Origin of the sequence: Rhodococcus sp. 06-156-4 (assembly GCF_002259345.1) — a bacterium.
GTDB lineage: Bacteria > Actinomycetota > Actinomycetes > Mycobacteriales > Mycobacteriaceae > Rhodococcoides > Rhodococcoides fascians_E.
Genome location: NZ_NPGB01000014.1, coordinates 217256 through 237175, shown reverse-complemented (window position 1 = coordinate 237175; position 19920 = coordinate 217256). Strand labels below are relative to the sequence as shown.

The following is a 19920-nucleotide window of genomic DNA, read 5'->3' as shown; positions in this document are numbered from 1 at the left end:
GGTTCGTTGTGACACGCGCGGGTGAGGCGCAGCGTCGAATGTTCGGTTGGCTCTACGAGCCCATGGTCAGTCCACCGCCGACGCACAGCGTCTGGCCGGTGATGTAGCTGGCGCCGTCACCGGCGAGGAAGGTGATCGCGTCTGCGATCTCGGACGGCTCGCCCAGACGACGCAGAGGAACCCCACGAAGGATGCTGCGGAGCACAGCGTCACCGTCGCCCTGGGAATCGTCACCGCCCGTGATGCCCTGCTCCACCAGGAGTGGGGTGGAAGTGATTCCGGGCGCCACAGCGTTCACCCGAATGCCGTAACGGGCCCACTCGCGGGCCAACGACTTCACCAGGCCGATGACGGCCGCCTTGGCCGCGGAATACACAGCCTCTCCCGACGTGCCAACGGTGCCCGCCTCGGACGAGGTCAGCACGATACTGCCGCCGCGCTCCTGCATGACTCTCGCAGCAGAGGCCGAGAGATAGATCGCAGACATCAAGTTGACGTCGATGATCCGCTGCCAGTAGTCGGGGGTCTCGTCGAGGAACTTGGTGATCGCAGTCCAACCGACGGTCGAGATCACCGTATCGATATGACCCACCCGTTCCACCGCCGAGGCGACCAACCGGTCGCATTCTTCCGGCCGAACGGCATTCCACGACTCGCCCAGATCAACAATATTGTCGTGTTCGAGCGCGAGCACTGCTACCGAGTCGGCATTCAGATCCGCTGCGACCACGCGCGCGCCCGAGGCTGCCAGCTTCAGTGCGGTTGCACGGCCGATACCCGAACCTGCGCCGACCACCAGTGCCGTGCGGGTTTCATCTTGTCCTGCCATGCGTTTACCCCTTGTCGTCACACCGGCGCAGAAATGCGCGTCGGTTCGATCGGTAGTTGTTTGTCCTTGCCAGAAGTCCCTGCCGCTCAGGAAAGTTCGTCCTTCGCCCAACTCAAGGCCTCCACCACTGGCACCAACCCGAGGCTGGTGCCGAGCATGAGAATTACCGCGTGCTCGATGGCGTCCAACGGAACACCCGCGTCCCGGGCACGGTTGCAGTGCACACGAAAGCCGCCTTCGTTGCGGCTCACGGCGAAGCCGACCAGGAGACTGAGTTCTCGCTGTCCCGGCTCCAGCGGCCCGTGGGCGTCCTGAGCCACTCGGAGCGCGCGGAAAGCATCCGCCGTAGCGGGCGAAGTCTCCCTCAACCGGTCGAGGTTGGAAACGAAATTCTCGTGCTTGCTCAGGGGATAATCAGGTTTCGTCATCGTTCTCGTCCCTTACCGTGATCGAAGTTCGTCTGCTGTTGCCTGCGGCGAGTCTGCCGAGCGCAGGCACGTTGTAGCCTCTGGCGTATTCCTCGCCGGCCTGTCGAATAGAGGCCTCGGGGGCGCGTGCGTACAGCCTCCGCCGGCTCACGAACGAGCCGGACTGACGATGCACCCGAACTGCCGCCTCGACCGCCGCGACCAAGGACACGGTGCCGTCCAGCAGCGGGGCACCGTCGACCTCTCGGATGTCGACGGCGTTGAGGAATGCGGTCAATCTGCCGCCCGCGGGGATCACCACCTCGGCGCCCTTGTCCAGCGAGGCCCGAGCTGCCGTGGTGAACGAGTCGATAGCTTTCCGCCTACCTTCCGGATCGGAGAAGCAGGCGTCCAGTTCGTGCGGTGTAAGTCCCATGCACTCGATACTGGCCAGCCGCTCACGCAGCCCGTACTTGGCCACGTTCTCCTCGAACCGGCCTCCGAAGTAAGGATTGACACCCACCAAGGAGAACTGGCTGCCCATCATGCAGGCAGTCAACATCGAAGTTTCACCCAGACCGAGTACCGGAATGTCCACCATGGAACGCGCCTCGCGCAGAGCCGGATCCAGGATATTGCCGATCGCAATCGCGTCGACGCCGTCCAGTTCCGCACCGATCGCAGAGTCCATGATCGACACCCAGTCGAGGACCTCGAAGAACCGAAAGCTATCGATCCTACCCACCCGGGTGCCGCGCAGCTCGACCTCGGTGCCAGGCGACTTCACCTTCTCGATGTACGACCTCAGGTAAGGGAAATAGTTCGGCGAGTACTCCTCACGCGACATACTCAGGTAGAGAATTTTCATCTGCTCATCCCACTCGTTCGAAGATCGCGGCGAGGCCCTGGCCTCCACCGATACACATGGTTTCCAAGCCGTAACGCGCTTCGCGACGGTCCATCTCGCGCAATAGGTTCGCGAGGATGCGACCACCCGTTGCACCGATCGGATGGCCGAGGGATATTCCTGAGCCGTTGACGTTCACCCGCTCCAGGTCCGCATCGTCGAGTCCCCATCCACGAAAGCAGCCGAGGACTTGTGCTGCGAAGGCCTCGTTGAGCTCGATCAGGTCGATGTCCGACCAGGACAGCGACGCCCGCGCCAATGCGCGCTCTGCCGCAGGCACCGGACCGATCCCCATGCGGTTCGGCTCGACGCCCGCAAGTGACCAACTCACGAGGCGAGCGAAAGGCTTCAAGCCCAGCTGGTCTGCCTTTTCACGCGTTGTCACGATGGCCGCCGCGGCGGCGTCGTTCTGCCCACTCGAGTTTCCAGCGGTCACCGTCGCGCCAGGCACCGTGGCTGCCAGCATGGGAGTGAGCCGCGCCAGCGACTCGACCGTGGTGTCCGGACGCGGGTGCTCGTCCTGCGTAACCACCAACGGGTCACCCTTACGCTGAGGAACCGATACCGAAACAGTCTCGTCATCGAACAACCCCGAAGCCATGGCGGCACCGGCCCGTTGTTGCGAACGTACAGCCCAGGCGTCCTGTTGCTCTCTGGTGATGTTGTAGTCGCGTCCCACGTTCTCTGCGGTCTCGATCATCCCGCCCTCGACCGGGTAGCGCCAGCCGCCCGAGTTGCGGCGCGGGGCTGCAAGGCGGTCCAGCAACTTCGGTTGCCCGCCGGCATTCCAGCGGCCGTTCGGAATGTAGTACTCGGCCTGGCTCATACTCTCCGCACCACCGGCCACGACCAGGTCGGAGCCACCGGTGGCGACCTGCATGCACGCGTACAGCACTGCTTGTAGACCCGAGCCGCAGCGACGGTCGATCTGCAGCCCCGGCACGGTGACATCGAGGCCTGCATCCAGCGCCGCGACTCGTCCGATGGCCGCAGCTTCGCCATTGGCGTATCCCTGACCGAAAATTACGTCGTCGATGTCGGCGCCGGTCAGACCGGTGCGTTCGACCAGTCCTGCAATGACTGTCGATGCCAGGGTGGTTACCGGCACGTCCCTGAAGATCCCGCCGTATCGCCCGACCGGTGTGCGTACCGGCTCACAGATGACCGCTTCTATTGTCGTCATTGACATTTCTCAGACGCTCGATTCTCCGCCGTCGACGGCGATGGTTTGCCCGGTGAGGAAGTCCGGCGCATGAAGGGCCAGATAAGTGACGACATTCGCCAGTTCTTCCGGTGTACCCATCCGGTAAGCGGGGATTCCGCGCAGCACCTTCTTGTAAGCCGCTTCGTCCGCTCGCATCTCGGCATTGATATCGGTAGCGATGTAGCCGGGCGCAACCGCGTTCATCTGCGCTCCGAAGCGGGCCCACTCTGCCGCGACAGAGCGGGTGAAGTTGATGACTGCGCCCTTCGAGGCGCAGTAGGCCGAGAAGCCAGGGCGGCCGACGAGGCCGAACACCGAGGCGATGTTGATCGCGCGGCCCGCGCCTGCATCTCGAAAGCGCCGCCCGGCTTCCCTGCTGCAGAGGAACAGCCCTCGAACGTTGGTGTCGAAGATTCGGTCCCATTCCGCCTCGTCCAGATCCACCAAGTTGGTCTGGGTGGCGATTCCGGCGTTGTTTACCAACACGTCGAGCTTGCCGAAAGACTTCTCGGTGTCGTCGAACAGGCCTGCAATCGAGTCTGGATCGGTGACGTCGGTCGGCCTGACCAGCGCTTTGCCCCCGCCTGCCTCGATCGCGTCTTGCACGGCCTCGAGTGCAAGCACCGTACGCCCCGCCAGAACGACCCGCGCACCTTCCTTCGCAAGGGCTCGCGCTACGTGCTCCCCGATGCCGCGCCCGGCACCTGTGACGACAACCACTGGATTAGACATACTTGTAATATGTCTGACAACTAGCCCCTTAGTCAAGCTGCCGCGTCCAGTTGCTGCAAATCTTCCGGCAGCGGCCGAAGGGCGAGCCTGCGCACCACGATGAACCGACCATCACGGGTCCTCCAGGACGCAAAATTTCTTCCACCTGTCCACGACAGGTAGCCCGCCGTCGATATCGACGGCGGGCTACCGAAAGTACATACTTGTCAGCGTGTTTCGAGCCTGAGAGTTACTGTCCAGGCTACGCAGTGGAGCGGATTCGTTCGTACTCTTCGCCCGATACCTCCTGTGCGTCTCGATGCCCCAAATCGTCCATCCGTACCCGATATGTTTCCCGCATGAAGTAGGTGGTGACCGCTGCCGCCACCCCGATTCCGAACACAACCGAACCGACGATCACCGGCACATTGGCGCCAGGAGGCGCGATCAGGGCGAAGACGGTCGTCATGAGCGCGGTGGCCATTCCCGCGATGTTCTGCGGGATGGCGAAGCCGGTCACGCGAGTTCGAGTCGGAAACTGCTCTTGCAAGGCGCTTGGAAACACGCCCTGGAAACCTTGAAAGGTCACGCCGTAGGCAAGCAGCCCGAAGACGAACATGAGTACGACGTTGTGCACGCTGATGGCATACAGGTAGAAGAAGCACAGCGCAGTGGAGCTGAGCATCCCGAAGATCAGACACGGCCGCCTGCCGTACCTGTCCGAGAGAGCGCCTGCGACGGGAACCAGAAGAGCCGCCACCGCATTCCCGATCAACGAGAGCCACAGAAGGTTGGCCGGTGCGAACCCGTTTCCGTACGCCTTGTTCGTCGCAAACGTCGCGCCGAACACCAACATGACAACCGGGATGATGGTCATCAGCATCAACACGAAAACACGAACCATGTCGGCACCATTGTTGCGAACTGCCTCGACAACCGGCGACGGCGCCGTCTTGTCCGCATCCTGCTCTTCGAGGAACGCCGGCGTCTCTCGCACCCTGCGACGGATGACGATGCCCGCAAATACAACAACGGCGCTCAGCAAGAACGGGATGCGCCAACCCCAGGATTGAAACGCTTCTTCAGGAAGCCACATGGCCATGGGGAGGAATGCTGCGGCCGCCAGAACCTGACCGACGGCTACACCCTGCATCGTGAAACTTGTGTAATAGCCACGCTTGCCGAACGGTGCATGCTCCATGATCATCGCACTCGCACCGGCGATCTCTCCGCCGACTGCAAAGCCCTGAACCAGACGGAGAACTACCAGGAGGGTCGGCGCCCAAACACCTATCGCCGCGTACGACGGAATCAGACCCACGCCGAATGTGGCAACGCCGATGATGAGCATGCAGAGCACCAGGACGTTCTTCCTGCCATGCCGATCGCCCCACTGACCGAGTACGAATCCACCGATCGGACGCGCCACGTAACCGACGCCGTATGTCGCGAAGGACGCAACGATGGCAACCGTCGGATTGGACCCAGGGAAGAAGAGTGTCGGAAAGACCAGTGCCGCCGCTTGCGCGTAGATGAAGAAGTCGTAGTACTCGAGTACGGAGCCGACCCATCCACTCGCTGCGGCCTTTCGCGGCGTCTTCACATGCCTCGGCTGCTGACTCGTGCCGCGCGACTTGACAGTCTCATCATTCATAAGCTTCTCCTAGCAACGCGACTCCGAAGCAGACTGCCGGTGGTCGACTGTGACGTGTACCACTAGAAAGTAGACCAAGATTGACAGTGATGCAACAGTCAGCTTCTAAACAGTCTTACTTTTACCAATGGTCTTTGATCGGGCGTCGAATCTCGAACCCGGCAGCATGGCTTCCTTCACGTCCGCACCGCGGAATTCGATCATTTCGGGGGCCACGCGACCGATGAGGATCGGCCCTGCGGCCCTCATTCAGTTGTCGAGAATTTTATTGTCGAGCGGACGGCAGTCCGACCACGAACCGTAGGCTCGCTCGCGACCTCGACAGGCCGGTTCGGCACGGAGTCTCTGGTACCGCAGAAATTATGATTCTGCTGAAATAGAGCACGCTGTAGGCAGTGGCACCCATCTCATGCATGATGTCGATCGCCAAGTTGGCTATCGACCGATGTCCTGCAGCATATTCGGGTCGCCATCGGCTGAGAAAGCTCTCGTTCATCGCATCACGCACAAGGGCAGACCTCAATCGAAGATGAATACTCCCTTTCCAGCGCTCTGCTGATCGAAGTGAGCGTACGCGGCCTCCGCATCGTCCAAACGCCATCGGCTCGTGAACAGATCGTCGACGGGCAGGCATCGTCGCCCGACGAAATCGACACATCGCTGAAGTTCGGCGATCGACAGCGTCCACGAAGTCATCAAGGTCGCCTGGGTAGTGAGCAGTTTACTGACGTCGACTTCGAAGGAACCACCTCCGAGCCCCAGGAAGCACGCGCGTCCCCAAGTCGACAGGCACTTCAGCGCAGCTTCACTGGCGCCGCTGGAACCGGAGGTCTCCAGGACCCGAGGCGCTCCAACCCCGCAAGTCAGCTCACGGACTGCAACGGCCACGTCCACATCGCTCGCGTCGACAACCTCTGCCGCACCGAATTTCTTGGCCAGCTCCAGACGGGACGCCTGCACGTCGACGGCAATCACTCGCGCACCCTGACTTGACGCAATCATCGTGGCAGACAGACCGACTGGACCTTGGCCCGATACGAGCAGATCCATCCCGTTCAGGTCACCGAGGCGTTTCAGTCCGCCCCAAGCGGTACCTGTCCCACATCCAATCGTGGCACCACTGGTGAAGGTCATCCGGTCGGGAAGTTTCACCAAAGTCACGGCGGGGACGAGCATGTACGCCGAATGCGATCCGTTCGCGTCCGCACCGTAACGCACGGTCCCAGCACGGCAAAGCTGGAACCAACCGGACCTGCACTGGTCGCACGCGTTGCATCCGGCGTAGTGGTGCACAGTGACACGATCACCGACCTGGGCCATGTGCGCCGACACGCCAACGCCTACCTCCTCGACAATCCCGGAGGGTTCATGACCTGCAATGCACTCCGGGGGACTCTCAGCACGGTACGGATGGAGGTCGCTTCCGCACATTCCCGATGCCATGATGCGGAGCACCACCTCACCTGGACCAGGTTTCGGATCTGCGAACTCTACGAGCTCGAGCCGACGATCACCGACGAAAACAACACCCTTCACAAACACTCTCCTAGAGTTGATGCTTACCCAGCAAGAACTTCGCGAGCCACGGAACTGGTGAATCTCACTCGCTGATCAGAGACTCATTCTGGTAAAGCAGCACCTGTTCCGCCGGAACACGGACCTTGACGCGATCACCACGGTTCAAGTGCGCCCCCTCTGCGTGCTGCGCAAACCAGGAGGTACCTGCAATATCGATCACGAATTGTTGCCGACCGCCTTCCCCGAGCACTACCTGCGCGAGTGTCCCTTCGAGGTCGATCTGATGGTCGTGAGGATGCGGAGCCGCGTCGCGGTGGAAGACGTGAGTGTCGCGCGCGCGAACGAACAACTTCAACTGCGCGGAGGCGTCTGTCACTCGTTGTGCAAGGGCTGCTGTCCCTGTAATTGCGGTGCCCGAGTGCTCCAAGCCGCGTTCAGTCCTGGATACCTCCAGTTGATTTCGCACCCCCAGAAAGTGCGCGGCATACGGCGACACCGGTCGCTTGTAGACATCTGCCGGTGGCCCAACCTGTTCGATTCGACCTTCCCTCATCAGAACAACACGGTCCCCCATCTCCAGAGCTTCTTCCTGGTCATGTGTGATGTGAAGCGCCGTAAAACCAAGTGTTCGGTGAAGCTGAAGTAGCTCGGTGCGGAGCGAAATTCTCAGGAGTGCGTCGAGTGCACTGAGAGGCTCGTCGAGAAGCAGCACTTCAGGTTCGTACACAAGAGCACGAGCGAGTGCGATACGTTGTTGCTGACCGCCACTGAGCTCTGCAGGCAGGCGTTTCGCGAGACTCTCGCACTCGAGACTCTTCAGCACCTTCCCCACGCGTGCATCGCGCTCCGCCTTTCCGACTTTGCGCATGCGCAATGGGTAGGCGACATTTTTTTCGACGCTCATATGGGGCCACAGGGCGTAGTTTTGGAACACCATTCCGAGATTGCGGTCGTTCACCCGCAGATTGATGCCATGTCCTGCGTCGTAGACAGTCCGCCCATTCAGAGTGATCGACCCCGCGTTCGGGTCCTCGAGTCCAGCGATGCAGCGAATGAGAGTCGACTTGCCGCACCCGCTCGGCCCGACGATCACGACGTACTCGCCCTCGTTGATTTCCAGATCGATGTCGGACAACGCGTCGACGTGACGGCCTTTCGCAGTGAAGGACTTGCCTACCCTTGAAATCGAAGCGCTGACGTTCCTGTCGAACGAGGAGGCGACCGCGTCGACCTCGGCTGTAGGTGTGGGCACGATGTTCACAAACCTTTCAGACTGGACTTGCCACCGATTCGGATGGTGAGTAGCAGAACGAGCGTGGTGATGACAGTCATGATCAGGGCCAGCACCGCTACGTCCGGGACGAGACCCTGCACGCTTCTCTCGTACAGAAGTGTTCCCAGCACCTGATTGCCCGGAGTTCGGACCATCACAGAGACCGCAAAGTCGTTGGAGAGCAGGACAAAGGCCAATCCGAGTGCGGCGGCCATTCCTCGCCTTGCGACTGGGAGGGCGACGCTGCGGACCATCCGCAATTGCCCGGCACCACACACGCGGGCAGCCTCGAACAACGAGGAGTCGACGCCGATGAGGCTGTTGTACTGGGACCGTAGTGAGAACGGCAAGATAATGAAGGCATAGCCGATGACGAACAGTGTCACTGAGCCGTACAACGAGAACGGTTGCTGGATGAACACGAACAGTATCGCCATGCCCAAGAGCGCACGAGGCACCGCAAGCGGTGCGATGAAGATGAAGTCCAAGGTTGCTCGCACGGCTCGTGGTGCTCTCAGCACACCGCTGAGCGCAATAGCAGCGACGAACCCGATCGGCAATACGATGGCAGCCGCGATGAACGATGTACGAAGCGTATTGAGAATTGCATCCCACACCTTCGGGTCGCCGAAGGCGTCACGGACGTGAACGGTAGTGAAGGTAATCGCGCTGAGATCTCCATTCCAAAAAGGTGACAGAGCAACCAGGGCGATAGCGGCTATAGGCACGATTACTGTGACGAAGCCATAAGTTGCCGTCGTGACAAAGGGCCAGCGGCCGTTCTGCGTGCTGATTCCCCGGCCGCTCGATGAAGTGATGTATCGACGCTGATCACCGACGATTTTGCGTTGCAGGACAATCGACACGATGCCGAATGCGAGAAGTGGCAGGCCGAGAGCAGCTGTCACTGCGTAGTCGATTGGGTACTGCTCACGCAACCGGAAAATTTCGGTTGCGATCACATTTACGTTCGCCCGAGTGCCCAAGAACAAAGGTGCAGTGAACTGACCGAGACCGATCAAGAACGCCACCACGACGCCTGCGACTAGCGACGGACGCAGAAGTGGAAACGTGACGGTCATGAACGTCTGGAATGCCGATGCACCACACACTCGTGCTGAGGCGGTTACGGAACCATTGATCTCGAATATTCGCGCCAGCACGAAAGCGTAAATAAATCCAGCCAAGTCGAGCGAGGTAATGACCATGATCGCCGGCACGGAGTAAACGTCGATCGGGCCCTCGGACAGGTGGTCGAAAAACGGAGTCATCCTCAAGAGCGAATTTCCGTATCCGACGGTAGGCGAGAAAACGAAGATCCAGCCGTAGACCATTGCGACCGGTGGAACAACCAGCGGGAGTTGGGGAATAATCGCTGCGAATGACTGCAGCCTTCCCGGAATCCGAGCGACGGCCGCCGCCAGTGCGACCGCCAGCACCGCACCGATGACAGTCGACCCGGCGGCGAGGAAGACCGTCATCCCCAAAGTCCTGCCCAGGTCAGGAACGTCCATAACCCGGTCGAGTGTCCCGGGTTCGAATACTCGCGCGAAGTACAGAAGGATCGGCACCATCACGACGGCGGCGAGGGCCGCTGTCCCGAGAATCCACAGGCTCGCCGACGCTGACGAGCGAGTCCTCGGCCGGTCGGCACGTCCCAATTGTCGCTTCTCCACTGGCTGATCGATGATCGACGTCATGCCACTTGCCTTCTCGTCCGAGGTTGAACGTCACGATTCGGGAAACGTGCCATGAGTCAGCCGAAGTTCGGCGCGAAGTTTTCTGAGATCCAGTCGTTCTGGGCTTCCGAGGTCCACTGGTCGACGTCGAATACGCTCACAGAGTCCCATGGAAGACTGCCCTCCACATCGATTGGAGTTACGGCCGGCTTCAGGTGCCGAGCCAAAGAGGTGGCGCCAGGTGCACTCATCAGCCAGTTCATGAACACGTTTGCCGCGTTCGTATGAGCTGCATTCTCGAGAATCGCAGCGTTGTAGTGGACCCCTGCCACTGAGGGACCCTCAGGAACTACGATGCCGACGGGTGCTCCCTTGTCGATCACAGCTTGGGTGATGCTGGCGATGTCCGGATAGGCGTAATCGAAGTCACCCGCGGCGATGCCCTCGGTCAGTTGTGGGTTCGACGGTACGACAGTGACATTGGCTTCGGACAGTCGCGTCATGAAGTCGTCGCCGAACGCGTCCTGGAGCACCTTGTATTGGTACGTGACAAATGGAGACGAACGGCGCGGATCTACGATCCCGATCCTTGCATCTGGATTGGTGTCGAGAAGCTGCTCGAGGTTCACAGGCGCCGCCTCAGTCGTACGGTACGAGATTACATTCGGGAATCCGTACACGCCCGTGTAGTTCTGGTCGCCCACTCGATCGACGCCACCGGTCTCCTGAACCGCGGGACCAAGCTCGAGCGTTGCGAAGTTCTGGGTGTTGTCTGCAAACCATCCCGGCGAAGCGTGGAAGGCGACATCTGCCCCCTCTGCACCTACCGAGATCTCCTGATCCAGTCGAGGGAGTAGGTCCGCCGTCGGCACCTGCTCGACGGTGACGTCGATATCGGGGTAGGCGTTTCGGAAGTCGTCGAAAACCGGGTCCATGCCCGTCAACGACACGTATGCAGTAAGCGCACCTTCCGCATTGGCGTCGTTCTCGATTGTTCGCCACTGTTCGGCGTCGGCTGCGACGGGTGGACCCGCGGCCTCACCCCCGCCGGAGGCGCCCGAACCGCCACATCCCGCGAGTGCGGTCACCAGAATCAGGCTCACCACGCCAGCGACCCCGACTGTCTTGTACGTGCGCAACTCGATCTCCTTCTCGCCTGATCCCCCTCTGTGATAGGGGACACATGCGCCGTAATGTAAGACAATTTATACCGTGTGTCAAGACAGTTTCAGTTGATCAATGTACGACTATAGTTACGATCATCCTCGCTCGAGATCTCAACCGCCATAACCGACTTGCATTCCCGCAATCGCTGCGCGGCAGTCGATTCGAGCTTTCAAGCTATGGATCCATAAAAGAAATCGGAGAACCCATCATGGTCAAAATTTTGGCTGGCGTAGACGGCAGTCCCACCGCCAGGGCCGCAGCAGGACGCGCCGCTGAACTGGCAGTGGCGCTCGACGCCGAGCTACACCTGATCACTGCCTACGGGGCGTTCCGGCGCGAGGAGGTGTCGGAAAGTCCTGCCGGAGAAAAGATAATCATCAGCAGCGATAGTGAAGCTGCCAAAACCGCGCATCTCACCGCGCTCGAACTCTGCCGGCGGCACGCGGACTTGACCGTATCGTCAGCACCCGCGGAGGGAAGCCCTTCGGAAGCATTGCTGAAGACTGCCCGAGATATTGGCGCAGACCTGATCGTTGTTGGCAACAAGCGTGTTCAAGGTCCTGGCCGATTGCTCGGAAGCATCGCTCGCGACGTAGCGGCTGCCGCCTCGTGCGATGTGTACGTTGCCCATACCCACAGCCGCCCTCGCTCCTGAACTCTATGCGGCAACCAGTAACTCCTGTGGTGTCGCTTTGGTCGGCATTAAGCATCGGAATTGCGCGCAGCAACTATGCCGATATCCTCCAACACCTTGTCACCCGAGCCCACGTAGCACTGTATGAAACCAAGACAGGAGCCCCACAAATCGGACTCGGTGCAACACAGTCTATGGCGCAACCTAGCCGGGAACGTTGGTCTCACCACACCCGTGCTCGAAGTCTGGTTGCAAACGTACGTCCGAGTCCGAAATGTGTGTGCCCACCACGGTCGTCTGTGGAACCTTGGAGTGGGGGTCTATCCAGCGATTCCGAATTCGCCCACAATCTCGTGGCTGAACGAAATTGACGCGCTGAATGAACGCTCACCCAACCGTCTCTACCCCCGAACTGGTGTCACTACGGTCCATTCTTGACACCATCTCTCCCCACAGCAGCTGGGCACGACGCCTACACACCCTGCTCCGAGAGCCCCGGCCGATTGAGCGGCCTCGACATGGCACGTAGGTATTTCACTGTGTCATAAAGGCTGTCGTCGTCCGGGGAACCTACACTCGAACTCCACACGGAGCTCGGCGAGCGTGTCCTCACCGGTATCGACGCGCCGGAGCGTGTGGCATGATGCTCGCACTGTCGGCGATAATGAACGCATTGCAAGCACGGTCTTGGCCTGCCCGGGATAGAGATCTGCGATTCGGCGTATCACCAGACCAGGCAGGTACGCCACCCGGTGACCGCACGCCCGGGCGACGGTCGCTGGTAGTGCCCCGACCGTGTTGGGCTATGCAAAAATTGTCGATAACTGCCCGTGGGCGGCGAGGCAGTCGAATACCGACCGCGGGCGGGCCTCGTCGTTGGGTAATGCTCTGTCGTGCAGGAGGGTGCCATCGGCTTCGAGACCTACCGCGTGATGTTCGAATTCTCCCCAAGTCAATAGAACGCCGATCGGATCGTCGCCCACTTGTGTTCTTCGCGAGATTCCGCGCACAAGGCCCGCGATGAACCTCAGCGCAGGTAGTCCACCCCCGAGAGGCGGGCGGAAGTAGCCCACAGCTTTGCTGCCGCACGTACGTCGGTGGCTGACGCGGTGAAGGGTACGCCGACGACGTCTGGGTGGGACTTCGAGCCGGCGGGGCCCCAGAACAGCTGCGGGTCCACTTGCAGCGACGCAGCAGCCGTGAGGACAGCGACCGCAGCCGCATCGGAGTCTCTGCCGATGACTTTGGCGATCACCTTGGTTGCAACGCGGGTGGTCGTCGACGGGTAAGTTCCGTGCAGCGGTGTGCGAGCCATGCTTGGGTGCGCTACGAAGCTCCGAACCGGACTCTCGGCCTTCGCGAGACGACGTCCCAGATCGACAGCGAACATCGCGTTGGCCAGCTTGGACCTGTTGTAGGCGCGGCCAGGTGAGTAACCGTTGGCACCTGCGAGGTTGTCGAGGTCGAGCGTGGCCCGCTTGTAGAGGGCGGACGAGACAGTGACCACGCGGGGTTCGTTGCCACGTTCCAGAGCCGTCAGCAGCGCACCGGTCAGCGCGTAGTGCCCCAAGTGATTGGTGGCGAACTGGCTTTCCACCCCTTGGGGGCTCAGTCGTAATGGCACACTGCTGATTCCGGCGTTCAGGATCAGAAGGTCGAGCGGACTATCCGCTATTTGCCCTGCGAACTTGGACACCGACTCGAGGTCCAGCAAATCGAGGTGAGCGACCGTAACCTGATCGGCACGGAGACCGCCTTGTTCGACCATGTGCCGCCGGACCTGCTCCCCGCGAGCCATGTCGCGGACGCCAAGGAGCACGTCGGCTCCTAGATGCGCCAAACCGCGGCCGGTAGCGAGACCGAGGCCACTGGCACCGCCCGTGACCACGGCGACGCGACCGGAAAGGTCGGGCAGGTTGGACAGTGGGTCAGCGATCTCGAGTGATTGTTGAAGCTTCATGTTCACGAGCGTAAAGTCTGACACTGGTGTCAGGGTCAAGAAACCAGTCGAATCGACACAATCAGTGGAGTCGGCAGGGCCAGCGAGGAGTAGCACGGTGCAAATCGGCGAGTTGAGCAACCGCAGCGGTGCCAGTGTCCGTTCGTTGCGTTATTACGAGCAGCAGGGGTTACTTGCATCGCAGCGTGCCAGCAATGGTTATCGGACGTACTCCGACGATGCTGTCACGACGGTCGAAGCCATCCGCTCGCTGCTCGAGATCGGGCTGCCCACCGCGTTGCTGAAGGACGTGCTGCCCTGCACGCTCGGCGAACGCTCGGAGCCGGCCTGCCCTCAACTGCTGGAACGTATTGCCGAGCTACGCGACGACGTTCGATCCGAAGCCGACAGACTTGCCGCAGTCGGCAGATCCTTGAACAACTACCTACACACCAACATGTAGACCGCGGAGCGAGTGGCTACAGATTCAGTCGCGCAGGGTACGAATCGGGCGGAGATCGTCATCGTCTGCACCGCAGCACGGCGTTCCGATCGACTGTCCGGCAAACAGCTGTCCACCACGAGCCGAGTAGTCGAGCTCGGAATTTTCATTGCAGAGATCTCCACCGACCGAATCCCGTGCTCTTGGAACGGAACGCCAGCGGACAGCTCGCTCGCGTGGCACTCGGCCGCCTCCTCTCGGCCGTCTCTGTGACTATGTAGCAAACTGCAATCGGACAACGCAAGCAAGTGGCCTCCGATCGTGCTTCGACCGACCGAGGGCGACGCTTGCGCTGAACAACCGCGCACCCATCGAGCTTAATAGGAGGAAAGCTTCCTCCGCAGACCTCCTGACCAGCGCATCTAAAACCAAAACATACGATTTCTGTCACACAGAGCCGAATCCGCCGCTCACCAAAGTCCGTAAGCACCCGTAAGCGTCCACTCAGTACATCGTGCCCGCTCGAAATACGCTGTGACGCAGTCGAGAATGGATTCACACACGGACCCCGGTGCCCCCAGTCGGACTCGAACCGACACTGTGCGGCTTTTAGGTCCGGAGAAGTGGACTTACCCGGACTTCGATGAATCCACATTTTCCTGTTTGACAACACTTTTCGCACATTCGCGTCCAGGCCGATCCAACCCCGGATGTACCCAGTTGTGTCACTCTCGTGTCAACGAGGCCCTCGACAAAGACCACGCTGAATCCACCTGCATCCTGACGTACAGCGGGGAGAGAACCCCGCCAACTGCGCCAATGCCGTCTTGCACATTGCCTACGTAACCCGGCGTTCTATGCCATCGAACGGTCGTACGTGCGCCCACCGCGAACCCACCTGCGAGCCGAGCCGGGTCGACCGACTGATTTCAACCGGCCCTTTACCAAGTTCGGTCAAACTTCAGGGTCGAGACTTCACGCTCACCGGCCAGCTCCCCCGGCTCTGAAAATACTGCGTCGCTTCGGGTTCCTTGGTGTACTCCAGAAGGTTCCCGACATGCCGGGCCAACACCTTCCGCACCTGACTGGGCTCGGCGAAAAAGAACTCACGCCTGAGGTTCGCGTGATTGAGCCGACGGGTCGCAAAAGCCGCGTGCAGTGCCCCCTCCAATGCGACAGCGTCGTCCGAGAAGTACAACGCGTGCACGTCGAATGGGAACGGCACCGACGCGCTCCCCAGTTCGCGGACTCGGTCCATCGGTTCGAGCCGACGGGTCATACCGATTTTGACCACGTCCGGTCCGAATGCACCGCGGTTGCTGATCACGTACACGTACCCAGCTCGAATGTTGGCACGACGATAGTCGTTTTGTGCGATGGCCTGGTCGAGTTCGCCCAACTTGACTCGAATACGCTGCGCCTCATCACCGGTGAGGCCACCCAAAGAGTCGAGCACATTTTGATAGTGCGCTCGTTCTTTGTTCAGCTTCTCCTTTTGCGCCGCCAGTTCCTGCTCGACCTTGCGTTCCTCGCGAAGACGCTCACGCTCCTCACGTTGTGCGAGTTTCTCTTCCTGAACTTTCATCATGTAATCGGCTGTGAGCTCGAGTTCTTCGACCCGCAGCCTGTGATACGTCTGGGCGACATGCATCTGCATCATGTCTCCGAGTTTTGCGATCGTGGCGGCGGCCTTTTCAAGGCGGTTTACGGCCGTCGCTAGGTTTCCCGCCCGGATGGTACGGACACAGATGTCGGCCTCGGCGTTATAGGCACGCAGCATGAGCTTCGACAGATCCGAAGTCATCTTGCGGCCTTTGGCTAGAGAGTTGTTGAAGCTGAACATGTCCGATGCGACTATGGCCTCTTCCCCGACGACCGCAGCCTTGATCTCGTCACGCACCGCGGCCAACCGTTCACGGAATTGCTCGGCGTTCTCCAGGGGGTGCTGGTAGGTGTAGATGCCCACCTCCTGCAACACGATCCGGTCGTCGGTCTCCACCACGCCGGTAGGCGCCGACCCCGGAGCCGTGGTTGGTGAGGAGCCCCGTCGCGCAGCGTGCGATCGTGCCTCGTCGCGTTCTTGCTCAACCACTTTGAGGCGATCCAAGAGATCGTTCAGCTCGCGCTCTTTGGCTACCAGAGTGGTTCGGAGAGCCCGGATAGCGTCTTCTGGGCCTGTCATCGTGGCCTGCACGCGTGATCGCAGACAGGGCTTTCCTGATAGGTGCTCAACCGCGCACTCCCCGTGTGTTGCCCACTGGTACCAGGTCATGGGGATTCTTCGATACGCCGGCACTCAAGTGCTGGAGCGTCGCGGTCGCCTGGACGCCAGATAGATTGAGCCGCTCGAAGACGGTTCGATCCGTTGCCAGTTCAACCAGTGTGATTCGAGTGGGATGGCCAGTGGCCGGGTCCACGGTGTCGACCCCGACTGTCATCGACAAGGTGCTGACCACACCGTCACGGTCCGCCTCGAAGATCTCGTGGGCGGTGCGGACCGCGACCTCGGCCACAGCGGTTGCATATCGGTCCTTGCGCGCTTTCAGCGGTAGTGGCGTGCTGGTGATCGTGTCAGTTGCCTTGGTGTACTTGAACGACTTCTCGGTCGGTAGATCCGAGGGCAAGGGAACCGAGACAGTCAGTTCGAGTTCCCGGGCGGCACCATCGAACGAGAAGTCATGCTGGACCTCGAAGCATTCCGGATACACCGAGTTCCCGAGCACGATCGATATGTACTCTTCGAGCGCGCTCGGCTCACCCTCTTGCAGCCCGACCATCAGCCGTTCCAACTGGACATTCGCCTGCATCACCTGCTTCCGGCGTTCTGCACACTCCGCCTCGTACTCGGACTGAGCGACGGAGAGCGACTGTAGGCGCCTCGCTTCGGCGTCCCTATAGGCGTCTTCGTTGGCCGCCTGGGTGTGGTTGCGCTGAGCGATAGCCTGTTCCCACCCTTGGCGCTGTTGCCAATACATCGCCTGTGCTTGCTCCACCGCGGCAGCGTGACGTTTCCTTCCGCCCAGCATCGCGCCGAGACCCTCGGGGGCCGCGGGTTCGACATAGACCGGCTCTGGTGGGAACGGAAGGGGTAGGGGCGGGGTTGTCGGTGTAGTCAGATCCGGTCGATCGAACGGCGGATGCTCGATCTTCTGTCGTAAAGCGTTCAGGTCGACGTAATCGTCCACGTCCAGCGTGGCCGCCAGGATGCCGTCGATCGCCTCGTACTTCTCAGCCAAGGTGGCGTTTCGCGCATCGACCTCTGCCAGTTGCGCCTCCACGTGCAAGCGGGCGCGTTCTTTGACCGCCGCTGCAGAAGCTTGATTCGCCGCGCGGTCGGCGGAGGCGCACGCGCGCTCCCAATCGCGCCGTGCCTTTTCCGACAACCGCACAGCTCGTGCAGTCGCCTGCGCGTGGGCTCGTGCTTGCTGGCGGTCACGTTGTTCGCGTAGCCGGTTTTGGTGCTGCATCTCCGCGAAAAAACCTCGACGCTTCGCCACCCGTGACACCTCTGTTCTGATCGTTGCTAGTTCCTGCACTGTAGCGACCCATCCAGACAAATCCGGTGCCCTTCGACTTCGGCCGGCGGCCCCTTCATCTACTCGAATGACACTTTCGGATGACATTGCCGCGATGGATCGAGTCACCGGCAAAGCCATTTGCATGGACGGATGGACTCGTGCCGCACGCGTCCAGTTCGTGATGACTTGTGACATTCTGTGACACCGAGCCATGACACTCGAGGCAAAACACACTCCTGCGAAAGCGCTCTGAGCAGCACAAACTCGACCGGAGGCACGACTTCTCTGACAACGAACAGAATCCGCTACTCCGCGGGGTCCATACACATCCGCGAGCGTCCACCCAGTACATCTATGCCCATCGAAATACGCTGTGCGGCAATCGAGAATGGATCCATCTGGACTCTGGTGCCCCCAGTCGGACTCGAACCGACACTGTGCGGATTTTAAGTCCGCTGCCTCTGCCAATTGGGCTATAGGGGCGATTGCTGGGACCGCTGGTTCCAGCGGTGACGATCATATCGGTCCGCTACTGGGCGGGGATGACCGGTGGCACGAAGTCGAAGGTCATGCCCAGGAGCCACACCAGCAGCAGGACGACCGGGAAGTGGAAGATGAACTGCAGGAACGTGAATCCGATGAGATCGCGGGCCCGCAGGCCCAGTACGGCGAGCAGCGGAAGCATGAAGAACGGGTTGATGAGGTTCGGCAGTGCCTCGGCGACGTTGTAGATCTGGACGGTCCAGCCAAGGTTCATCTGCACGTCGGTAGCCGATTGCATGACGTAGGGCGCTTCGACCAGCCATTTACCTCCGCCGGAGGGCACGAACAGCCCGAGGATCACGGTGTAGATCGCGATGACGACAGCAAAGCCGCCGCCGCTACCGATGTCGGTGAAGAAGTTCGCGAGGTGCTCGGAGATCGTGACGCCTCCCCGTCCCTCGGCCTCGACCAGAATGGCAGCCATCGCCGCGTACAGCGGGAATTGAACGAGTATGCCCGCGGTGGCCGGCACTGCTTTGGACACTGCGTCGAGAAACCTTCTGGGCGTTCCGTGCAGGACGAGACCGAGGATCAGAAAAACCAGAAGATAGCCGTTCAGGCTCGACACCACCGACAGCACCGGCAACGTCAGTAGCTGCGACACAAGCCATCCCAGCGTCATTGCACCGATCAGCAACGGAAGGACCCGACTGTACTCGAGCCACTCGCCGGGACGCGACCGCGGAGCCGGCTCGTCGATCGTGTCGTCGAGATCGACGCCCATGCTCTCTGCAGTCTTGATCGCCGCGCCCTTCGGTGCGGACAGATGCGCTATGACGACGGTGATCACCGTGATGATCAAACAGGTCACCAACGACTGCCACGTGAAGATGGTCTTGCCGAAATCGAGAACACCGGTGATCTGCAGCAGCGGTCCGGGCAGGGAACTCGCAGTTGCCTGCAATTGTGCCGCGGACGAGGACATTCCGAGCGCCCACACCGCACCGAGCCCCATGAAGGCCGCGGCGCCGAGAGCCCGATAGTCGGCCTGCATGTCCGACCGTCGCGCGATCGCGCGAGCGAGCAAACCGCTGAAGACCAAACTCAATCCCCAGTTCAGAAACGACACCGTACAGGAAAGCAGAGCCACGAAACTCACTGCGCTGCTGGGTGAACGAGGCAGTAGCGCCAGACGGGTGATCAGCCGCGCCACCGGGGGCGACGTCGCAACGACGTACCCGGTGAGCACCACCATCGCCATCTGCAGGGTGAACGCCGTCAGATCCCAGAAACCCCCACCGAAGGCGTCGACGACGTTCTGCGGCGACGACCCGTTCGCGAACGCCGCCACCGCGACGACGACAACGCCCACCAAAGCGAAGATGTAGGCGTCGGGGAACCATTTCTCGGTTGCTCGGGCCAATCCTTGCGCGAGCCGTGCCAGGCCCTTCTCTGCGGGTGCCTGCGTCGTCGTCATCGATGATCCTCGTTTCGGCGTAGTCCCCTGCGCGTGCGTGTCGCACGTCACAGAGTTCACCGAACCGGACACCGATGC

The 19920-nt window shown here is 60.8% G+C and carries 17 protein-coding genes, 1 tRNA gene and 1 pseudogene; 3 read left to right on the top strand and 16 right to left on the bottom strand.

Annotation, left to right across the window (positions count from 1 at the left end; genetic code table 11):
• Nucleotides 1-52 precede the first annotated feature (52 nt).
• The 10 genes from CH290_RS09240 to CH290_RS09190 all read right to left on the bottom strand — a co-directional run bounded on the left by CH290_RS09240 (nt 53) and on the right by CH290_RS09190 (nt 11132).
• Nucleotides 53-829 (bottom strand): SDR family NAD(P)-dependent oxidoreductase, encoded by a 777-nt coding sequence (locus CH290_RS09240; RefSeq protein ID WP_033190794.1) that lies wholly within the window; start codon nt 827-829, stop codon nt 53-55.
• An 86-nt stretch (nt 830-915) separates the two neighbouring features.
• Nucleotides 916-1257 carry a carboxymuconolactone decarboxylase family protein gene (locus tag CH290_RS09235; protein ID WP_033190793.1) on the bottom strand — a complete coding sequence of 114 codons (342 nt, stop codon included), beginning with the start codon at nt 1255-1257 and terminating at the stop codon, nt 916-918.
• The gene (locus tag CH290_RS09230) at nt 1244-2104 is read right to left on the bottom strand and encodes an aspartate/glutamate racemase family protein (protein WP_052083367.1); all 861 of its coding nucleotides are present in this window, start codon (nt 2102-2104) and stop codon (nt 1244-1246) included. Before CH290_RS09230 ends, CH290_RS09235 begins: the two co-directional genes overlap by 14 nt.
• A gap of 4 nt (nt 2105-2108) precedes the next feature.
• On the bottom strand, nt 2109-3326 hold the full coding sequence (locus CH290_RS09225; RefSeq protein WP_371828602.1) for an acetyl-CoA C-acetyltransferase: 1218 nt from the start codon (nt 3324-3326) through the stop codon (nt 2109-2111).
• A 9-nt stretch (nt 3327-3335) separates the two neighbouring features.
• The gene (locus tag CH290_RS09220; RefSeq protein WP_033190791.1) at nt 3336-4079 is read right to left on the bottom strand and encodes an SDR family NAD(P)-dependent oxidoreductase; all 744 of its coding nucleotides are present in this window, start codon (nt 4077-4079) and stop codon (nt 3336-3338) included.
• 241 nt (nt 4080-4320) lie between these two features.
• Entirely contained in the window at nt 4321-5712 is a 1392-nt protein-coding gene (locus CH290_RS09215; RefSeq protein ID WP_080748818.1) for an MFS transporter, read from the bottom strand.
• A gap of 519 nt (nt 5713-6231) precedes the next feature.
• Complete coding sequence (locus tag CH290_RS30945) at nt 6232-7170, bottom strand: zinc-binding dehydrogenase (RefSeq protein WP_371828603.1); 939 nt, start codon at nt 7168-7170, stop codon at nt 6232-6234.
• Between the two features lie 142 nt (nt 7171-7312).
• Entirely contained in the window at nt 7313-8365 is a 1053-nt protein-coding gene (locus CH290_RS09200) for an ABC transporter ATP-binding protein (RefSeq protein ID WP_170947599.1), read from the bottom strand.
• A 122-nt stretch (nt 8366-8487) separates the two neighbouring features.
• Entirely contained in the window at nt 8488-10203 is a 1716-nt protein-coding gene (locus tag CH290_RS09195; RefSeq protein WP_052083354.1) for an ABC transporter permease, read from the bottom strand.
• Between the two features lie 56 nt (nt 10204-10259).
• Nucleotides 10260-11132, bottom strand: a complete 873-nt coding sequence (locus tag CH290_RS09190) for an ABC transporter substrate-binding protein (protein ID WP_141216206.1) — start codon at nt 11130-11132, stop codon at nt 10260-10262.
• A gap of 425 nt (nt 11133-11557) precedes the next feature.
• On the opposite strand from CH290_RS09190, the gene CH290_RS09185 reads away from it, so the two are divergent.
• The gene (locus tag CH290_RS09185; RefSeq protein ID WP_033190787.1) at nt 11558-12004 is read left to right on the top strand and encodes a universal stress protein; all 447 of its coding nucleotides are present in this window, start codon (nt 11558-11560) and stop codon (nt 12002-12004) included.
• A gap of 123 nt (nt 12005-12127) precedes the next feature.
• A complete protein-coding gene (locus CH290_RS31110) occupies nt 12128-12421 on the top strand; it encodes an Abi family protein (RefSeq protein WP_368665487.1) in 294 nt (97 codons plus the stop codon).
• A 146-nt stretch (nt 12422-12567) separates the two neighbouring features.
• Here CH290_RS31110 and CH290_RS30665 read toward each other — a convergent pair.
• Together CH290_RS30665 and CH290_RS09175 are read right to left on the bottom strand one after the other, a co-directional pair.
• Nucleotides 12568-12966: pseudogene (locus tag CH290_RS30665) on the bottom strand (IS110 family transposase); the annotation flags it as partial.
• 44 nt (nt 12967-13010) lie between these two features.
• Nucleotides 13011-13943: an SDR family NAD(P)-dependent oxidoreductase gene (locus CH290_RS09175; protein ID WP_052083382.1), complete on the bottom strand. Its 933-nt coding sequence runs from the start codon at nt 13941-13943 to the stop codon at nt 13011-13013.
• Nucleotides 13944-14040: 97 nt separating this feature from the next.
• On the opposite strand from CH290_RS09175, the gene CH290_RS09170 reads away from it, so the two are divergent.
• Complete coding sequence (locus CH290_RS09170; protein WP_033190786.1) at nt 14041-14385, top strand: MerR family transcriptional regulator; 345 nt, start codon at nt 14041-14043, stop codon at nt 14383-14385.
• 940 nt (nt 14386-15325) lie between these two features.
• On the opposite strand, the gene CH290_RS09165 is transcribed toward CH290_RS09170, so the two are convergent.
• From CH290_RS09165 to CH290_RS09150, 4 genes are all read right to left on the bottom strand, one after another.
• Complete coding sequence (locus CH290_RS09165) at nt 15326-16546, bottom strand: SNIPE associated domain-containing protein (protein WP_033190835.1); 1221 nt, start codon at nt 16544-16546, stop codon at nt 15326-15328.
• Nucleotides 16547-16592: 46 nt separating this feature from the next.
• Nucleotides 16593-17861, bottom strand: coding sequence for a hypothetical protein (locus tag CH290_RS30660; protein WP_230621142.1), 1269 nt, complete (start codon nt 17859-17861; stop codon nt 16593-16595).
• Between the two features lie 427 nt (nt 17862-18288).
• Nucleotides 18289-18365 (bottom strand) — tRNA-Leu (locus tag CH290_RS09155).
• A 46-nt stretch (nt 18366-18411) separates the two neighbouring features.
• Nucleotides 18412-19842 (bottom strand): short-chain fatty acid transporter, encoded by a 1431-nt coding sequence (locus CH290_RS09150; RefSeq protein ID WP_026347701.1) that lies wholly within the window; start codon nt 19840-19842, stop codon nt 18412-18414.
• Between the last annotated feature and the right edge of the window lie 78 nt (nt 19843-19920).

Coding starts and splice junctions, on each gene's coding strand:
- CH290_RS09240 (WP_033190794.1), bottom strand. CDS start 829: ATGGCAGGACAAGATGAAACCCGCACGGCACTGGTGGTCGGCGCAGGT.
- CH290_RS09235 (WP_033190793.1), bottom strand. CDS start 1,257: ATGACGAAACCTGATTATCCCCTGAGCAAGCACGAGAATTTCGTTTCC.
- CH290_RS09230 (WP_052083367.1), bottom strand. CDS start 2,104: ATGAAAATTCTCTACCTGAGTATGTCGCGTGAGGAGTACTCGCCGAAC.
- CH290_RS09225 (WP_371828602.1), bottom strand. CDS start 3,326: ATGACGACAATAGAAGCGGTCATCTGTGAGCCGGTACGCACACCGGTC.
- CH290_RS09220 (WP_033190791.1), bottom strand. CDS start 4,079: ATGTCTAATCCAGTGGTTGTCGTCACAGGTGCCGGGCGCGGCATCGGG.
- CH290_RS09215 (WP_080748818.1), bottom strand. CDS start 5,712: ATGAATGATGAGACTGTCAAGTCGCGCGGCACGAGTCAGCAGCCGAGG.
- CH290_RS09195 (WP_052083354.1), bottom strand. CDS start 10,203: ATGACGTCGATCATCGATCAGCCAGTGGAGAAGCGACAATTGGGACGT.
- CH290_RS09185 (WP_033190787.1), top strand. CDS start 11,558: ATGGTCAAAATTTTGGCTGGCGTAGACGGCAGTCCCACCGCCAGGGCC.
- CH290_RS31110 (WP_368665487.1), top strand. CDS start 12,128: ATGAAACCAAGACAGGAGCCCCACAAATCGGACTCGGTGCAACACAGT.
- CH290_RS09175 (WP_052083382.1), bottom strand. CDS start 13,943: ATGAAGCTTCAACAATCACTCGAGATCGCTGACCCACTGTCCAACCTG.
- CH290_RS09165 (WP_033190835.1), bottom strand. CDS start 16,546: ATGACAGGCCCAGAAGACGCTATCCGGGCTCTCCGAACCACTCTGGTA.
- CH290_RS09150 (WP_026347701.1), bottom strand. CDS start 19,842: ATGACGACGACGCAGGCACCCGCAGAGAAGGGCCTGGCACGGCTCGCG.